We start from the raw sequence: 15,816 nt of genomic DNA, 5'->3' as shown, positions 1-15,816 counted from the left end.
GGTATAAAGTTGTTTGAAATGGCGTAAGGCCGGGGTTATTGCCTTGGGATAAAGGAAAAACGTGAAGAGCAATGGCGGAGAAAAAAATGAATGAACGATCAAAAATAGCGATGTTCGGCCACAAAAGATGGAGCCGAGAAGGCGGTGTGGAGATTGTCGTAAAAGAACTGTGTACACGAATGGCACAGAAAGGCTGTGAAGTAACATGTTATAACAGGTCGGGTCATCACGTAAGCGGAGCTGAATACGATAGTGTAGATGAAACAGAATATAAAGGAATAACGCAAAAATACGTTCCAACCATTGAGAAAAAAGGGGCTAGAGATATAATAGGGTCAACCAAGAAAACCTACGATAACAAAAGGGTTTTGACGGCTTGAGTTGTCCTTCAAAAGTTTATTTGTTGAAAAGACTGCAAGATGCGGGAAATCCTGGGGGTTATATGTAGGAGGCTTTTGGAAGCTCTGTTTTGACCCACAAAAAGGAGCAGCAAATAAAGATTGAAGGAGAGTTCAAGCCTACGGTGGATTGCCTTTGTGCGACCCGCCGTAGGTTTGTTTTTATCCATAAGGGAATAGATGCAACATTAGCGATAAAAATGTGAGGATGGAATAGAGGAATGAATTCAAAAAAAGAAGTGCAGCACGTATACCTTGTCGGCGCGAAGTCATTGGGGGCTTACGGAGGTTATGAGACCTTTGTCTACAAGCTCACAGAGTATCACCAGAATAAAGAAAACATCAAATATCACGTTGCCTGCAAAGCCAATGGTGACGGCTGCATGGATGAGAGCAAGTTTGAGGGCGTGACAAAGATCAATGACCACGAGTTTGAACTCCACAATGCCCACTGTTTCAAAATTGATGTTCCTCAGATTGGCCCTGCGCAGGCAATTTATTATGATGTTGCTGCACTAAAAGCTTGTTGCGAACATATCAAGGAAAACCATATTCCGCACCCTATCGTTTACATCATGGCTTGCCGTATTGGGCCTTTTGCTGGTTACTTTTACAGAAAAATCCATAAACTGGGCGGCACTGTGTATCTGAACCCAGATGGACACGAATGGATGAGAGCAAAATGGTCTGCGCCGATCCGGAAATACTGGAAGATTTCTGAGCAGATGATGGTTAAATACTGTGACCTTGTTATCTGTGACTCAGTGAATATCGAGAAGTATATCCACGAGTGTTATGACGGAAAAGGCATCAAAGGCAGAAATCCGAAGACTACATTTATTGCGTATGGTGCAGATCTGACCCTTAGTAAGTTGGCTGATGACGATGAGAAGCTGATGAACTGGTATAGAGAAAAAGGACTGACGAAAAAGGACTACTACCTTGTCGTCGGTCGTTTTGTACCGGAGAACTCTTTTGAAGTTATGATTCGGGAGTTCATGAAAAGCAAGAGCAAAAAGAACTTTGCGATTATTACGAATGTGAATGAAAAGTTCTTAAATGAGCTTGAGGAAAAACTTCATTTCAAGAGTGATAAGAGAATCAAATTTGTCGGCACTGTTTACGATCAGGAACTGCTGAAGAAGATTCGTGAGAATGCCTATGCTTATTTCCACGGTCATACGGTTGGTGGTACGAATCCGTCGCTGATTGAGGCTCTTGGCAGCACGGATCTGAATCTGCTGGTTGATGTTGGTTTTAATAAAGAAGTCGCAGAAGATTGTGCTTTGTACTGGAGCCGGAAGTCTAGCAGCTTTGCAAAGCTGATCGATAAAGCAGATCAGATGAGTGCAGATCAAATCGCTGAGATGGGACGGAGAGCTAAGAAGCGTGTGGCGGAAGAGTACACGTGGGATAAAATTTGTGGGCAGTACGCAGATGTGTTTACAAAATAAACGAGGTAGGAAATATATATGAAAATCTCAAAATATTATAGAGCTTTTTTGAGAACGGCATTGAATTCTGAAAATAAAAAGCGGCTTTTCAATAGGAATTTCACGATACTATGCAATAACTGTGTGGGGGTGATCCTTCACGAGTTGGGGGAACGCTTTAATTCTCCAACAGTTAACTTGTTTTTTGGCGCAGAGGACTACATCAAGTTTTTGGAAAAACTAGATTACTATTTGGGCCAGGCTCTAGTAGAAGCTCAAAGTGACAAGGATTATCCGGTCGCTAAGCTGGATGATATAACTATTTATTTCATGCATTATCCATCTTTTGATGAAGCCAAAAGAATCTGGGAAAAAAGGACCGAGAGAATTAATAGAGATAATCTCTATGTTATTTTAGTTCAACAAAATGGCTGTACAGAAGAACTTCTAAAGAAGTTTGATGAACTTTCTTATAAACATAAGTTAGCACTTACGGCACGTCCGATGCCTGAAATCAAATGCTCATATTATATTTCTGGGTCAGAGCAACCGAATGGCGATGTAATGGACTCGTGTAAATATAAGGGCAAATTCACAGGTAGACGATGGATTGATGATTATGATTATGTAGGATTTTTAAATATGAAATGATGTGAGGAGAAAAAACGGTGACGAATGATTGTAAAAAAATGAAAAGAGCATTAATTGTGACTGCGCTGGCTCGCTTTACAAAAAGCTTTTTAACGAACGATATTATTACGCTTCAGAAAATGGGATATGAAGTACACTGTGCTGCAAATATCTATCACGCTGGGGCCGAATGTATGCCAGCATATTTTGAAGACATGAATGTTGTTTTTCATCAAATCGATTTTTCGTCTAGCAAACCGGTATCCTTTGAAACCTTGAAGTCGTATAAACAGATGGCAGAATTGTTCAAAAAAGAACACTTTGATTTAATTCATTGCCATACTCCGATTGCGGGTGCAATTGCTCGATTCGCAGGAAGAAGGCAGCGAAAAGCAGGAAGTATTGTGATATACACCACACATGGATTCTATTTTCACAAGCACTCTAGCAAGAAAACATGGATCGTTTTTCATACCATTGAAGATATGATGTCAAGATATTGTGATGCCATCATTACCATTAACAGAGAAGATTACGAGAATGCAAAGAAATTACATTGTGGAAAAGTTTTTTATATTCCAGGAGTTGGTGTGGATACAAAGCGTTTTCGTGATATAGATATAGATCGTTCGGCGTATAGAAAGATGTTGGGTATTAGAGACAATCAGCTGTTAGTACTGGCTGTGGGCGAACTCTCCCACAGAAAAAATCATCAGATTGTTGTTAAGGCACTTGCTAAGGCTCATATACCGGGTGCAGTTTTTATGGTTTGTGGCAATGCTATGACAAGTGCAAATACAAAAGAAGAATTAGAACAACTTGCCAAAGAAGTTGGTATTGATTTGAGGCTTATGGGACTTCGCGATGATATTCCGCAGATTTGTAAATGTGCAGATATCGGTGTTATGCCATCAACGAGAGAAGGACTTGGTCTTTCTGGTATTGAAATGCTGGCTGCAGGTCTTCCCGTGATAGCATCTAATGTGCATGGTATTGTGGACTATATTACGGATGACGTTGATGGCTATTTGTGCGACCCATTTGATGAAAATGCATTTGCAAAAGCTATTAGTAAGCTGGCTGACGAAAACCTGCGTAAATCTATGATTGAAAATTGTGAGAAAGCAGCAGAACCATTTGATGTTGAACATTCTAAAAAAGCGATGCAAGACATCTATTTTGAAATGCTGAATTGAGAAAAGACGATGAACATATTACATTATTCACTTGGCTTCCCTCCGTTCCGTCGAGGAGGAATGACACAGTATTGCTTGGATTTGATGATTGAACAGGCTAAAGTCGGGCATCAGGTTGGGCTTTTATGGCCGGGTAGACTATATGATCTTACTCCAAAGTCGAAAGTAAATCAAAAACAAAAATATAAGCTACAGAATGATTTGTATTGTACAAGTTATGAATTGTTAAATCCATTGCCGATACCCTTAATGGATGGAATTCAAAATCCTGCGATGTACCTGGTTAAGAAAGAAAAAAAGGTATATACCGAATTCTTTCAAAAACACACATTTCAGGTGTTTCATATTCATACGTTTATGGGACTTCCTTCTGAACTAGTAGAAGCGGCGCATGAAGTGGGAGTTAAGACTGTATTTACTACTCATGATTATTTTCCGATATGCCCACGTTGCAATTTATTCCATTCTGGAAAAGATTGTAAGGATGACAAAAAATGTTCCGATTGTGTAAGCTGCAATCAATATGGCTTGTCATTTAATAAAATGAGACTTTTTCAGTCAGAACTGTATAAAAGTGTTAAGGAAAGCTCTGTTATCAAGATGCTTCGTGCTAGACACAATAGGAAAATGTACGATGCAACAGAGCAGGTGATTGAATCAGAAATTATTGATGCGAAGAAGCAAAAGGAATATCAGAATTTACGCGACCGTAATATAGTTTTGCTTGAAAAAATGGACGTTGTTCATTTCAATAGCACAAATACGCTTTGTATTTATAAGAAGCGAGGATACGCCGCAGATAATGCGAAAGTAATATCAATATCCAATGGAGCAATTGTAGATCATAAAAGAATACGAAAAGCAGGTTCACCGGTAAGATTTGGCTATTTAGGACCGCTTACTACCCACAAGGGATATAACTTGTTTAAGAATGCATGCGATGCATTGTGGCAAAGTGGAGAACATAATTTTGAAGCCCACATTTTTGTTGAAATTAATAATCCACCGCCATATATGATATGTCACAAGCCATATTCTTACCAAGAACTTCCGAATGTTATGGATCAATTTGATGTTTTAGTCACTCCTAGTGAATGGGAAGAAACGTTTGGATTCACTGTACTAGAGGCGTTGAGCTATGGAATTCCAGTAATTTTGAGCGAAAAAGTTGGGGCAAAAGATCTTATTGTAGAGGGTAAGAACGGGTTTGTAGTTGAAGGAAATGTTCAGCCTTTGAAAAATCGTATACTAGGGTTAATTGAAAATCCTCAGAGTGTCAAAGAGATGAACATATATATAGTGAATGAATTTCCTGTGAAGACGATGATAGAACATAGTAGAGAAATGGAAGAGGTATATTGTATTTATGACGGGAAGTGAAAAAATAAGCATCATAGTTCCGGTATATAAGGTTGAGAATGATTTGGAAAGATGTGTTGAAAGCATCCGGAAGCAAACGTATCAGAATATTGAAATTATATTAGTAGATGATGGAAGTCCTGATCAGTGTCCAGAAATGTGTGATAACTATGCCGAGGTTGATGCTCGAATAAAAGTGATTCATAAGGAAAATGGTGGCTTGTCAGATGCTAGAAATGCCGGAATAAATATTGCAACTGGGGAGTATTTATTATATGTGGATTCGGACGATTATATAGATGCTAACGCTTGTGAAAAGATGCTGAATTCTTCAATGAGTGCAACAGCAGATATAGTAGTTGGTGGAGCTGTTGTACATTGCAAAGAGAAAACGGATGAATTGAAACATACTGCATTTAGAAGCGGAGTAGTATATGAGTCAAGTGATTTCATAGAAAAGGCTATTGCGGCTAATGAATGGTACTCACCTGTGTGGCTCAACATGTATAAGACATCTTTTGTTAGAGAAAATAATTTGTATTTCAAAAAAGGCATATACTTTGAAGACACAGAAGTTCAACCAAGGCTTTTTTTAAATGCAAAAAAAATTTCATGTATGCAAGGAACTTTTTATCATTATGTCATTAGAGAAAACTCAATAATGACTACAAACAACAACGATAAAAAGATAAAAGATTCATTGAAAAATTTAGAGAGTTGGAAAGAAGAAATAGATAAGATTGATAATAAACGGTTGCAGAGCGTTATGTATGGAATGCTTGTACGACATTATTTACATACATGTAGGACCTTTAAGATTCAAGGTTGGAATATTCCTGGCGTAAATTTTTTATTCGCTTTTAAATATGGACTTGGTCTTAGTGGAAAAATGAAGGCTGTACTCTTCAATTTTTCATCTGGCATATACTTTAAGTTGGCTGATAGATGCCACTAAGAAGTGTGAAGAAAAAGCTGGCAACAAGAAGGTCTGACATTTAATCCAACATAAAATGATAAGGAATAGATTTGTTTTGATTTTGAATATAATTCGGAGGTTAGAGGAGGCTAAGGCATGAAAAATAAGGTGGCTTTTATTGTTCCATACTTTGGAACATTGCCCAATTATTTTTATTTGTGGTTGAATTCAGCATCGTGGAATACAGATTTTGATTTTATGATTTTTACAGATAATATAATTAATATTGAACCGATGCGCAACATCAAAGTAATAAATACATCTTTTTCAAATTTTAAAGATAGAATTCAAGCACTGTTCGATTTTAAGATTTCTTTGAGTAGACCATATAAACTGTGCGATTATAGACCGGTGTATGGTGCTGCTTTTGAGAAGGAACTTCAAGGATACGATTTTTGGGGACATTGTGATGTTGATTTAATCTTTGGAGATTTGAAAAAGTATATTACAGATGAAGTGTTGGATAAGAATGATAGAATTTACAACTTAGGACATTGTACTTTGTATAGAAATTGTGAAACAATGAATAATTTATATAGAATTTGTCACGATTTCGATGACTGTTTCTCTTATAAATATGCCTATACAACAGATTTCTCAACTTCATACGATGAAATTGGCACAAAGTATGGATGTGGGTTGAGCACAATATGTGAGCGAATTAAAATTAAGAACTATATTAGTCTAGACTTTGCTGATATTGATCCAGAAAGATTTAACTTTGAGTTAGTATATACAGAAGGTGAGAAAGCAGACTACTTTGCTTATGAAGCAGGTAAGATTGTTGGAGTAACTGAAGGTTCGGAAAAGGAGTATGCGTATGTACATTTACAAAAGAGGATAATGAGTGTTGATGTCAAAGATAACAATAAGTTCTATATCTCACCGATTTGGTTTAGATCTACTATTGAAGCTGTTCGTGATGACTTGACATCGAAGGAACAGAGAAAACAATTCGAAAAGGCAGTTATAGTGCGAAAGATTAAATCTAAAGAGAATAAACTAAAAAGTAATGCGGTAAGACACTATCTCAATCGTGTGATGCGAAAAATAAATATATAGTAAAATCATATTGAGTATTCCGTATTTTTGTAGGAAAGAGGAGAGTAAGTGAGTGACAGTTTATATAGGACTTTTGTTATTTATTGCTATAGTAGCATTCATCAATAAGAAAACCAATTTATCGCCTAAATACTTTTTATGGATTTCTTTCATGGCGATGACCCTTGTTCTTGGATTGCGTGGATCTACTGTCGGAGAAGATACAAAAATGTATCTATCTGTTGCAAATGCCGCATCAAGAATGTCATGGAAAGAGATTTTTTCATCTTTTCCAACAACTGAATGGAACTTTATTTCTTATGGAATCTATGGTGGATATAGTGAACAGATAGAAACCATATACATGGCATATAATAAGCTGATTATGTCTGTATTCCATAATCCACAAGGGGTTCTAATTATAACTGCTGCTATTACATGCTATTTCATGATGCGATTTTTTTGTAACAATGTAGAGCAGTATAGTGATTTATATCTTGCAACGTATGTATATATGTGTGATTCCATATATATGAGTTCCTTTAATATTATGCGACAGGTTTTGGCTTTGTCAATTGCAGCGCAGGCTATTGAGGAAGTTAAACAAGAAAAGTATAAAAAAGCAATCGTGTGGGTTGCTATTGCGGCGTGTTTTCATCTGTCTGCACTATTGTTTGTGGCTGTGTTATTGATATATAAGCTGAAGGAAAAAAGAAAGTATTACAAATGGATAGTGTTGGGAGTATGTATTTTACCAGTCGCACTTCCCCTATTGACAACTATAGTTTCCAAGATTTTGCCGAAATATGTATCTTACCTCCAAACAAGTTTTTGGAGTGCACAGGCGAAAGGTACACTTGTACTATGGGGAATTATAATAATTGCGATTCTGATTATGATAAGACGTAAAGATAGTGATGAGAGAACATGGTGGCTGATTTATATGGCAACCATTTATATTGGCGTTGAATTGATCGGAATGAGATATACGGTGATCTCTCGTGTTGCAATGTATTTCCGTATAGGATTGCCTCTCTTTTTCCCAACAATGAAAAAATATTTTAGCACAAATAGTAGACTAATATATGTTGGGGGCATACTTTTGATAATGACATGGTCGTTCTTAAGTTATGCAAGTTCACCGGCACGTTTGTATACTTTTGGATTTTAGAGTCATGTGATATGAGGGTGGAAGGAGTAATCTGATTTGGTAGAAGATTGAAACTACAGATGCTAATGAGTAAGGAAAGGTTTAAACGGTGTAGAAGGTGGAACTAGATATAAAATATTTTGCTGTTCAAATAATGTAGCTTACCTTATTTTTGCGAATTACAGCAGTTAATGAAATCACTTGGCTTCTGATTGAGCTAATTGGCTGTCTGTTTTGTACTGGGTATGTTATTAAAAATATAAAATGTATCAATAGATCAACACTCATCTGGGGGGATTAGCACTCTCCTATTTGATTTCATCAGCAGTAAATAGACCGTATAATGGACTACATGTTACATTTTCAGGTGTGATTTATTCGTGGAAAATAATACTGTATATTGCCGTTCCTTGGATTTCAGTAGTGAAATGGGGAAGTAGGAAGATTGCAAAAGTATCAAGGGACTGTTTGCTGTTATATTGGGTTCCGTCTGTGATAACAGTACTGATTCAAGGAAGGAATGTTGTAGATAATGCAAACAATATATACTTTATTGGAAACAAATTTAATGTGGCTTACCTAAATGTGATATTGCTTTGTTTCAATTTATATCTGATGAGGCGTGATAACAACGAACGACAACGGTTTGTGCTTTCACTAAAAATACGCTGTAGTAGTGTGTTGATCGTTTTATTCTATTTCCTAATCATCTATTTAGATCTATACATGAAGGAATATACTAGATTGTTTATGATTATTTTTGTCTTGCTCTTGTCTTTTATTTCAGGGACATTCAAATTTAAAATAAACAAACGGTGGGCAGGATTCTTAAACTTTATCAGCAGTCCGATTGTTCCTGTAGCCTCAGTTATTTTTTCGGGAATTGTGACGATTGCACTTGATGCTATTAAGAGTATTCCCACTATTGCCACTTATTTGGGAACGATAGGTAAAACAGGAAATATTCTATCTCGAACTTTGATATACAAGAATCTGGGTACGATTCTATCTAAAAAGCCTTGGATTGGATATGGATATGGTACAGCAGTAGTTTCACGATATTTTGGTCCTAATGCACAAAATGGATTAGCACAGGTGGCAATTCAGGCTGGCATCATTGGAGTTGTGCTGATGCTGCTTATAACATATCATTGCGGTAAAATGGGGAAGGACTCAGGAGGAAGAACAGCTCCCTTCCTATTTGGTGTGTATGCTTTCATTCTTTCGGCAACTGTTGAAAACACGCTGGGCGGTTCTTTCTTGATACTGTTAGCGCTTTATTGTGTATGTGGGTGGGAGAGAAAAGTTAAGGAGGAAACCTAAATGAATGAACTCGTAAGCGTTATAGTTCCTATATATGGCGTAGAGAATTATCTCAGTAAATGCGTTGACTCTATTATCAATCAGACATATAAGAATTTAGAGATTATACTGGTTGATGATGGAGGAAAAGATAGATGCCCAGAAATATGCGATGAATATGCAGGAAAAGATAGTAGGATAAAGGTGATTCACAAAAAGAATGGTGGATTGTCTGATGCTAGAAATGCTGGAATCGATATTGCAAAGGGAGAATACTTTGTTTTCATTGATAGTGATGACTGGGTAGAAACTACGATGGTAGAGCATTTACTGGATGCCTGTAAGAAGTACAATGTCAAAATGGCGGCCTGTGGCAGATATGTCGCCGATGGAACAGTTATCGTTAGAACAGCTTATGAGGGAGCAGAGGGCGTTTACTCATCGGAAGAAGCTCTGAATGAGATTCTCTCTGGAAAGTCACTTGATGTTGCAGCGTGGGATAAGATTTATGTCCGGGATTTATTTGATGATATTCGTTACCCGGTAGGAGAAAACAATGAGGATATAGCAGTGTTCTATAAAATAGTGGATGCTGCTGGAAAAGTTGCTCATTGTGGAACAAATGAATACTATTATCGAAGCAGACCCGGAAGTATTACAAAACTTAAGTATAGTATCGATGCAAGAAAGGTAATAGAAAAGAATTTGAATTCTATTGAAGCCTTTATCGCAGAGAAATACCAAGGGTGCGGAAAGGCATTTAACCGATATAAGGCTGTGAACATCTACGCACTATTGAACAAGTATATTAAGTGTAAAGGAACAGGAAAAGCACAAGAGTATGAACATTTAATGGCAGAATTTCGGAAATGTAGGAGGGATTTCTTCAGAGATGAGCAAACGCCTAAAAAAGAAAAGATGATTGCTTCTTTGATTCTCTTACATCTTTATGATCCATATTTGAGAGCGAAAGAAAAAATCAAAGGATATAAATAACATAAGGACAAGGCAAGTTTTGGGTGTTAGAGAGGTGACTGAAAGTTGATGAATTATTTGGATGATCAGACCATAAAGGTCAGTATTGTAATCCCAGTATATAATTGCGAGAATTTACTAAGACGAACAATTGACTGTGTACTTAGCCAGTCTTATTCTAATATCCAATTGATTCTCATAGATGACGGATCAATAGATAACTCGCCAAACATATGTGATGAATATGAATCACAGGATTCACGTGTAAACGTAGTTCATCAAGAAAATGCGGGAGCATCCGCGGCTCGAAATACTGGATTAAAATGGGTACAGGGCGATTATGTTGCATTTATCGATGCAGATGACATGGTTTCAAAGCAGTATATAGAAATCCTTTTGTATTGTGCCTTGTCAACAAAAACGAGGATTTCAACGTGTGAGGCTTTTTATTGCAGGGAAAAAGAATATAAACAGTATCCGATTGAAACCCTCAGACCAAGAGTTATAAAGGTTCCGGATTATAATTTTATGGAAGCATGGTCGCATGCTACAGTTTGGGGAGCATTGTTTAAGAAAAATCTTTTAACGGATTTGATGTTTGACACAGAAATTTCAGTGGGAGAGGATTCGCTGTTCTTTGCAAACGCTTTAGCTCAGTGTGACAGTGTTTCGTATATCTCAAATAAATTGTATTACTACTTTATATATGATCAATCAGTTTCACACGGCATTTATAATGAAAAGAGACTGTCTGAGTTTACGGCATGGCAAAAGATCAACACACTTGTCGCCCCGATAAGTGAGACTCTTGATGAATCTTCTAAGGCGAGGATGGTTCGTCATGCAATCGAAAGATATAAGGAAGTTTTAAGACAAGATGTGCCAAACGAGGACATCTTGATCTTTTTCCGAAATATGATATTGAAGAATAAAGATTCCTATCTGAAGCTAAATTCGTCACAGAAGGCTAAGATAGAAATGTATTTGATATTAAAAACACCGAAGATGTATAAAATTGCTTACAGAAAGCATAAGAGTTGAGAATTAGAATGGTAGGAATAATAAGATGAACGAAAAGATTGGCATATTAACATTTCATAAATCAATTAATTATGGCTCCGTCTTGCAATCGTGGGCTCTTTCAAGAGTTATTTCGAAGAGATTTGTTGTAGAAATTATTGATTATGAACCTCAGAATTACGAATTTCTCTATGCAAATTACCGGCAATGGAAAAGCTGGAATAACATAAAATACAATCTAAAAAGAATGCCATTATCTTCAGCATTAAATAATCAACAGCAACTGTTCAAAAAATTCAGATACAAGCAACTACCGTTAAGCAGAAAGAAGTATAATTATAACAACGGTTGTGATATAAAAGAAGAATATAAGGGAATCGTTGTAGGAAGTGATCAGGTATGGAATATTCGTGCCAAAGATTGCGATCCTATCTTTTTTCTCCCATTCAATTATTCGGGAAACAAAGTTTCTTATGCCTGTAGCATAAATGATACAGACTATACCGAAAAGAATCTTCCATCAAACCTGGCAAGTGAAATTTGTGATTTTGATTTTATTTCCATAAGAGAGGAATCAGGAAAAAATAAACTTGAACAATTCATTGCAAAACAGAAAAAAGTTTACACATTATTAGATCCGACGCTCCTGTGTAATAGCTCAGAGTATGACAGTTTGTTAAATGACCGAATTGTAGATGGAAAATATATTTTCTTATACAACGTCTGGACGAGTGAAGCGGGTATTCAGGCTGCAAAGTTTCTATCCGAAAAGTTGAATATGCCTGTTTATACTATTATGACAGCATCAAATGTAAAGGAGATAAACCTACTGAAGAAAAGTGGAATATTGGTAGATACAGTCAGAACATCGCCATCTGATTTCCTAAATTTCTTTAAATATGCATCTTATATTGTAACGGAATCATTTCATGGAACCGCCTTCTCCTTAATATTTGAGAAGCCTTTTGTTTGTGTCAGCAACCGCACAAATGATGAACGATTGAATAGTATTCTAACGCTTGTTGGGCTTAAAGATCGCTATATGAAGTTGGGTGAATTGCAGACTTTTGACCTGAAACAAGAGATCGATTACGAGATCGTTACTGAAAAGAAGGAGAAAAGAGCAGGGGAATGCATAAAACTCCTCTATAAAGCAATTGGGGGTGAAGCTAAATCATGAAAATGGAAAAGACCCAAAATGCTTCAAGAAATATTGTCTTTGGCGTCAGCTTGAAAGTGTACCAGATTCTTCTCCCGTTTATTATGCGTACAGTTATGATGTACACAATAGGGGTAGAATATCTTGGGTTAAATAGCTTGTTCACTTCCGTACTTCAGGTGTTAAATCTGGCCGAATTAGGTGTTGGAAGTGCAATGGTATTTAGTATGTACAAGCCAATTGCGGAAGATAATTCTATTACTATTTGTGCGTTGATGAAGCTATATAGAACATACTACAGAGTGATTGGAGGTATCATTCTTGTAGTGGGTCTTCTATTAACCCCATTTATGCCTAAATTGATATCGGGGACAATACCCGAGGACATGAATATATATTTCCTGTATCTGCTCAATTTATTGGCAACGGTATTAACTTATTGGCTTTTTGCTTACAGAAACAGTGTTCTGCAGGCTCATCAAAGAAACGATCTGATTAGTAAGGTCACACTTGTCACGGACACAGTAAAATATCTTCTGCAGATTGCTGCACTTGTAGTACTTCATGATTATTATTGCTATGTAATAGTACTCCTGCTGACACAGGCATTAAACAATGTATTAACAGCGATAATAGCAAAAAGAGTATTTCCTCAGTATAATCCAGAAGGCAAACTGGCTCAGAATGAAATTAAACAGATCAATGGAAAAATCCGGGATTTGTTTACTTCTAAATTGGGATATACGATTGTCAGTTCGGCAGATACCATTGTTATCTCAGCATTTTTAGGATTGACAGTACTGGCACAGTACCAGAATTATTATTACATTATGAGTTCTATCATCGGGTTTATGTCAATCATATATGCTTCCATTACTGCCGGAGTTGGAAACAGTATGATTACGAAGTCAGTTGACCAGAACTACAGAGAGTATTGTGTTTTTTCTTTACTCGTTTCCGTTGTGAGTGGAATTTGCGGTGCTTGTTTTTTATGTCTCTATCAGCCCTTTATGACATTGTGGATGGGAGAAAATCTGCTTCTGCCTTTTTCACTTGTGGTTTTATTGTGTGTGTATTTCTGGATATATGAATACATTATGATGGCCAGTGTTTATAAGGATGCTGGAGGAATTTGGCATCAAGACCGATTTAGACCATTGATATCAGGTGTTGTAAATCTCGCCTTGAATTTGGCGACAGTAAGATTTATTGGATTATATGGCATTGTCCTATCAACTATAGTTAGTATGGCAATCGTTAGCGCACCATGGATAACCTCAAATATTTTCAAATTAATATTTAAAAAGAATCCAATTATCTATGTTGTGAAAATAGTTTATTACGTTTTTTCAACAGTCTTAGCATCAACAGTCGCATATGTTTTGACAAGCCTGATTTCTATTAATGGGTGGATCGGTTTAATAATCAAGGCAATTGTGTGTGTTGCTTCATCTGTTTTCGTTATGGTTATTCTGCTTTGCAGGATGAAAGAGTTTTCTGATGCGTTATATCTTATTGCAAGGATGTTCCATCTTGAAAAATTACTAAAAAAATGAACTGAATGATTTTTAATGATGAATTCAGATACGTGCTTACAGGGAGGAATGCTATAAATGAGAACGGTATGTGATAGAGGGCGATGTACTGGATGCAGGGTCTGCGTTAATGTATGTAAAAAAGACGCGATTTTTATCAAGGATTCACTTTCTGCAATGAATGCAGTGATTGATGAAGTTAAATGTGTTAACTGCAAAATGTGTGAGAAAGTATGTCCAAATAATAATCCTGTTGATAAGGTGCAGCCTCAAAAATGGTATCAGGGTTGGGTATGTAAAACAAGAGAACAATCTTCTTCTGGTGGGGCGGCGGCTGGTTTGACGCAGAACTTCATACAAAACGGTGGTTATGTTGCGGCCTGTCTTTTCAAAGATGGTGAATTTGTATTTGATATAACGAATGATTTGGATTATGCAAGGAAGTTTGCAGGATCAAAATATGTTAAAAGCAACCCCAAAAATATTTATTCAAAAATCCAGGAGAGATTAAAACAGGGAGATAGGGTGTTGTTTATTGGTCTGCCTTGTCAAGTGGCAGCACTGAATAACTACATAAAAGATAAGAAAAATCTGTATACTGTTGATCTTATCTGTCATGGCTCCCCATCTCCAATTATTTTGGAAAAATATCTAGCTGAGAATTATGTTGACATAAGAAAAATTAAAGATTTGAATTTTAGGAATAAAGATGGGTTTGGGCTAAGGTCGGGATATAAAAGAATATCTTTTGATAATGGTTCAGATCTGTATACATTTGCATTTCTTACTTCTCTTGACTATACTGAAAACTGTTATTCATGTAGCTATGCAACGATAGAGCGAGTTTCTGATATTACGTTGGGAGATTCATGGGGAAGCGAATTAAGCGATGAAGAACAAAAAAAAGGCATTTCGCTTATACTATGTCAGTCTGAAAAAGGGGTAAACCTTATAAATGCAACAGACTTTGAGTTGAAAAGTGTAGACCTAGAGAAAGCAATCGAAGCTAATCACCAACTGCAATATCCGTCAAAGATGCCCGAGGAAAGAAAAATCTTTTTTGCGAATATTAATAGAGGATTTGCCAAAGCAATTGCAAGATGTCATCCTAAAATGTACTATATACGTCGCCTAAAGTGGAAATTTAGTAAAATAAAATGGGGGGGAGCGAGGGTGATTGATACCTATGATATATCATATAAAGAGTAAGCTGTTGCAATTGCAGCAGATTGGGTGTACAAAGAAAAACCAATTATAATGGACATAAAGAGAAGGATAACAGACATTGGGGTCAGACCCTTTGAAATACTAATAAAATGAGTAAATATGTTCTAAAAGTTTTCTAAAGAAAGTATAACATAAAGAAATTACGAATCTGTATGTGTTAAGGATGCTTAGTTAAAGCGTAAACGCTCCATAGCGTGTACCTTTACATGTAACGGGCTGCTCTTGCAGCCCGGATAAATGTTACTTGTTTTTTCGGATACGTTCCGGGAGTGCTGGTGACCATGGCAGCAGATCATCTAAAAATGAAAGGTTGTGGTCATCCATATGCTCCGGTATCTCGTGTAACAGATGTTCAAAGTATTCGAATGGCTTCAGCCCGTTTGCTTTTGCCGTTTCAGCAATGCTGTAGATAACA

15 protein-coding genes are annotated in these 15,816 nt (G+C 36.7%); 14 read left to right on the top strand and 1 reads right to left on the bottom strand.

Going from position 1 to position 15,816, the window contains the following annotated elements:
* Window positions 1–86: 86 nt before the first annotated feature.
* From FYJ57_RS08720 to FYJ57_RS08655, 14 genes are all read left to right on the top strand, one after another.
* Window positions 87–380 (top strand): hypothetical protein, encoded by a 294-nt coding sequence (locus FYJ57_RS08720; protein ID WP_331466642.1) that lies wholly within the window; start codon window positions 87–89, stop codon window positions 378–380.
* Window positions 381–619: 239 nt separating this feature from the next.
* On the top strand, window positions 620–1,852 hold the full coding sequence (gene cps2T / locus FYJ57_RS08715; protein ID WP_154432363.1) for a beta 1-4 rhamnosyltransferase Cps2T: 1,233 nt from the start codon (window positions 620–622) through the stop codon (window positions 1,850–1,852).
* 18 nt (window positions 1,853–1,870) lie between these two features.
* A complete protein-coding gene (locus FYJ57_RS08710) occupies window positions 1,871–2,482 on the top strand; it encodes a DUF1919 domain-containing protein (protein WP_154432362.1) in 612 nt (203 codons plus the stop codon).
* A gap of 17 nt (window positions 2,483–2,499) precedes the next feature.
* Window positions 2,500–3,657, top strand: coding sequence for a glycosyltransferase (locus FYJ57_RS08705; protein ID WP_154432361.1), 1,158 nt, complete (start codon window positions 2,500–2,502; stop codon window positions 3,655–3,657).
* 60 nt (window positions 3,658–3,717) lie between these two features.
* Window positions 3,718–5,037: a glycosyltransferase gene (locus tag FYJ57_RS08700; RefSeq protein WP_205839940.1), complete on the top strand. Its 1,320-nt coding sequence runs from the start codon at window positions 3,718–3,720 to the stop codon at window positions 5,035–5,037.
* Entirely contained in the window at window positions 5,024–5,971 is a 948-nt protein-coding gene (locus FYJ57_RS08695) for a glycosyltransferase (protein WP_154432359.1), read from the top strand. Before FYJ57_RS08700 ends, FYJ57_RS08695 begins: the two co-directional genes overlap by 14 nt.
* A gap of 117 nt (window positions 5,972–6,088) precedes the next feature.
* Complete coding sequence (locus FYJ57_RS08690; protein WP_154432358.1) at window positions 6,089–7,054, top strand: DUF6625 family protein; 966 nt, start codon at window positions 6,089–6,091, stop codon at window positions 7,052–7,054.
* A 52-nt stretch (window positions 7,055–7,106) separates the two neighbouring features.
* Entirely contained in the window at window positions 7,107–8,204 is a 1,098-nt protein-coding gene (locus tag FYJ57_RS08685) for an EpsG family protein (RefSeq protein ID WP_154432357.1), read from the top strand.
* A 723-nt stretch (window positions 8,205–8,927) separates the two neighbouring features.
* The gene (locus tag FYJ57_RS08680) at window positions 8,928–9,506 is read left to right on the top strand and encodes an O-antigen ligase family protein (protein ID WP_154432356.1); all 579 of its coding nucleotides are present in this window, start codon (window positions 8,928–8,930) and stop codon (window positions 9,504–9,506) included.
* Window positions 9,507–10,481 (top strand): glycosyltransferase family 2 protein, encoded by a 975-nt coding sequence (locus tag FYJ57_RS08675; protein WP_154432355.1) that lies wholly within the window; start codon window positions 9,507–9,509, stop codon window positions 10,479–10,481.
* Window positions 10,482–10,529: 48 nt separating this feature from the next.
* A complete protein-coding gene (locus tag FYJ57_RS08670; RefSeq protein ID WP_154432354.1) occupies window positions 10,530–11,501 on the top strand; it encodes a glycosyltransferase in 972 nt (323 codons plus the stop codon).
* 25 nt (window positions 11,502–11,526) lie between these two features.
* On the top strand, window positions 11,527–12,660 hold the full coding sequence (locus tag FYJ57_RS08665) for a polysaccharide pyruvyl transferase family protein (protein ID WP_154432353.1): 1,134 nt from the start codon (window positions 11,527–11,529) through the stop codon (window positions 12,658–12,660).
* Window positions 12,657–14,195, top strand: coding sequence for a lipopolysaccharide biosynthesis protein (locus FYJ57_RS08660; protein ID WP_154432352.1), 1,539 nt, complete (start codon window positions 12,657–12,659; stop codon window positions 14,193–14,195). Before FYJ57_RS08665 ends, FYJ57_RS08660 begins: the two co-directional genes overlap by 4 nt.
* 57 nt (window positions 14,196–14,252) lie before the next feature.
* The gene (locus tag FYJ57_RS08655) at window positions 14,253–15,383 is read left to right on the top strand and encodes a Coenzyme F420 hydrogenase/dehydrogenase, beta subunit C-terminal domain (protein WP_154432351.1); all 1,131 of its coding nucleotides are present in this window, start codon (window positions 14,253–14,255) and stop codon (window positions 15,381–15,383) included.
* Window positions 15,384–15,641: 258 nt separating this feature from the next.
* Here the strand turns inward: FYJ57_RS08655 and FYJ57_RS08650 are convergent.
* A partial coding sequence (locus FYJ57_RS08650) for a transposase domain-containing protein (protein ID WP_205839889.1) occupies window positions 15,642–15,816 on the bottom strand: 175 nt, incomplete at its 5' end.

The organism is Oliverpabstia intestinalis, from assembly GCF_009696065.1.
Lineage (GTDB): Bacteria > Bacillota > Clostridia > Lachnospirales > Lachnospiraceae > Oliverpabstia > Oliverpabstia intestinalis.
The sequence above is the reverse complement of the archived record's forward strand: the minus strand, read 5'-3'. Positions and strand labels throughout refer to the sequence as shown.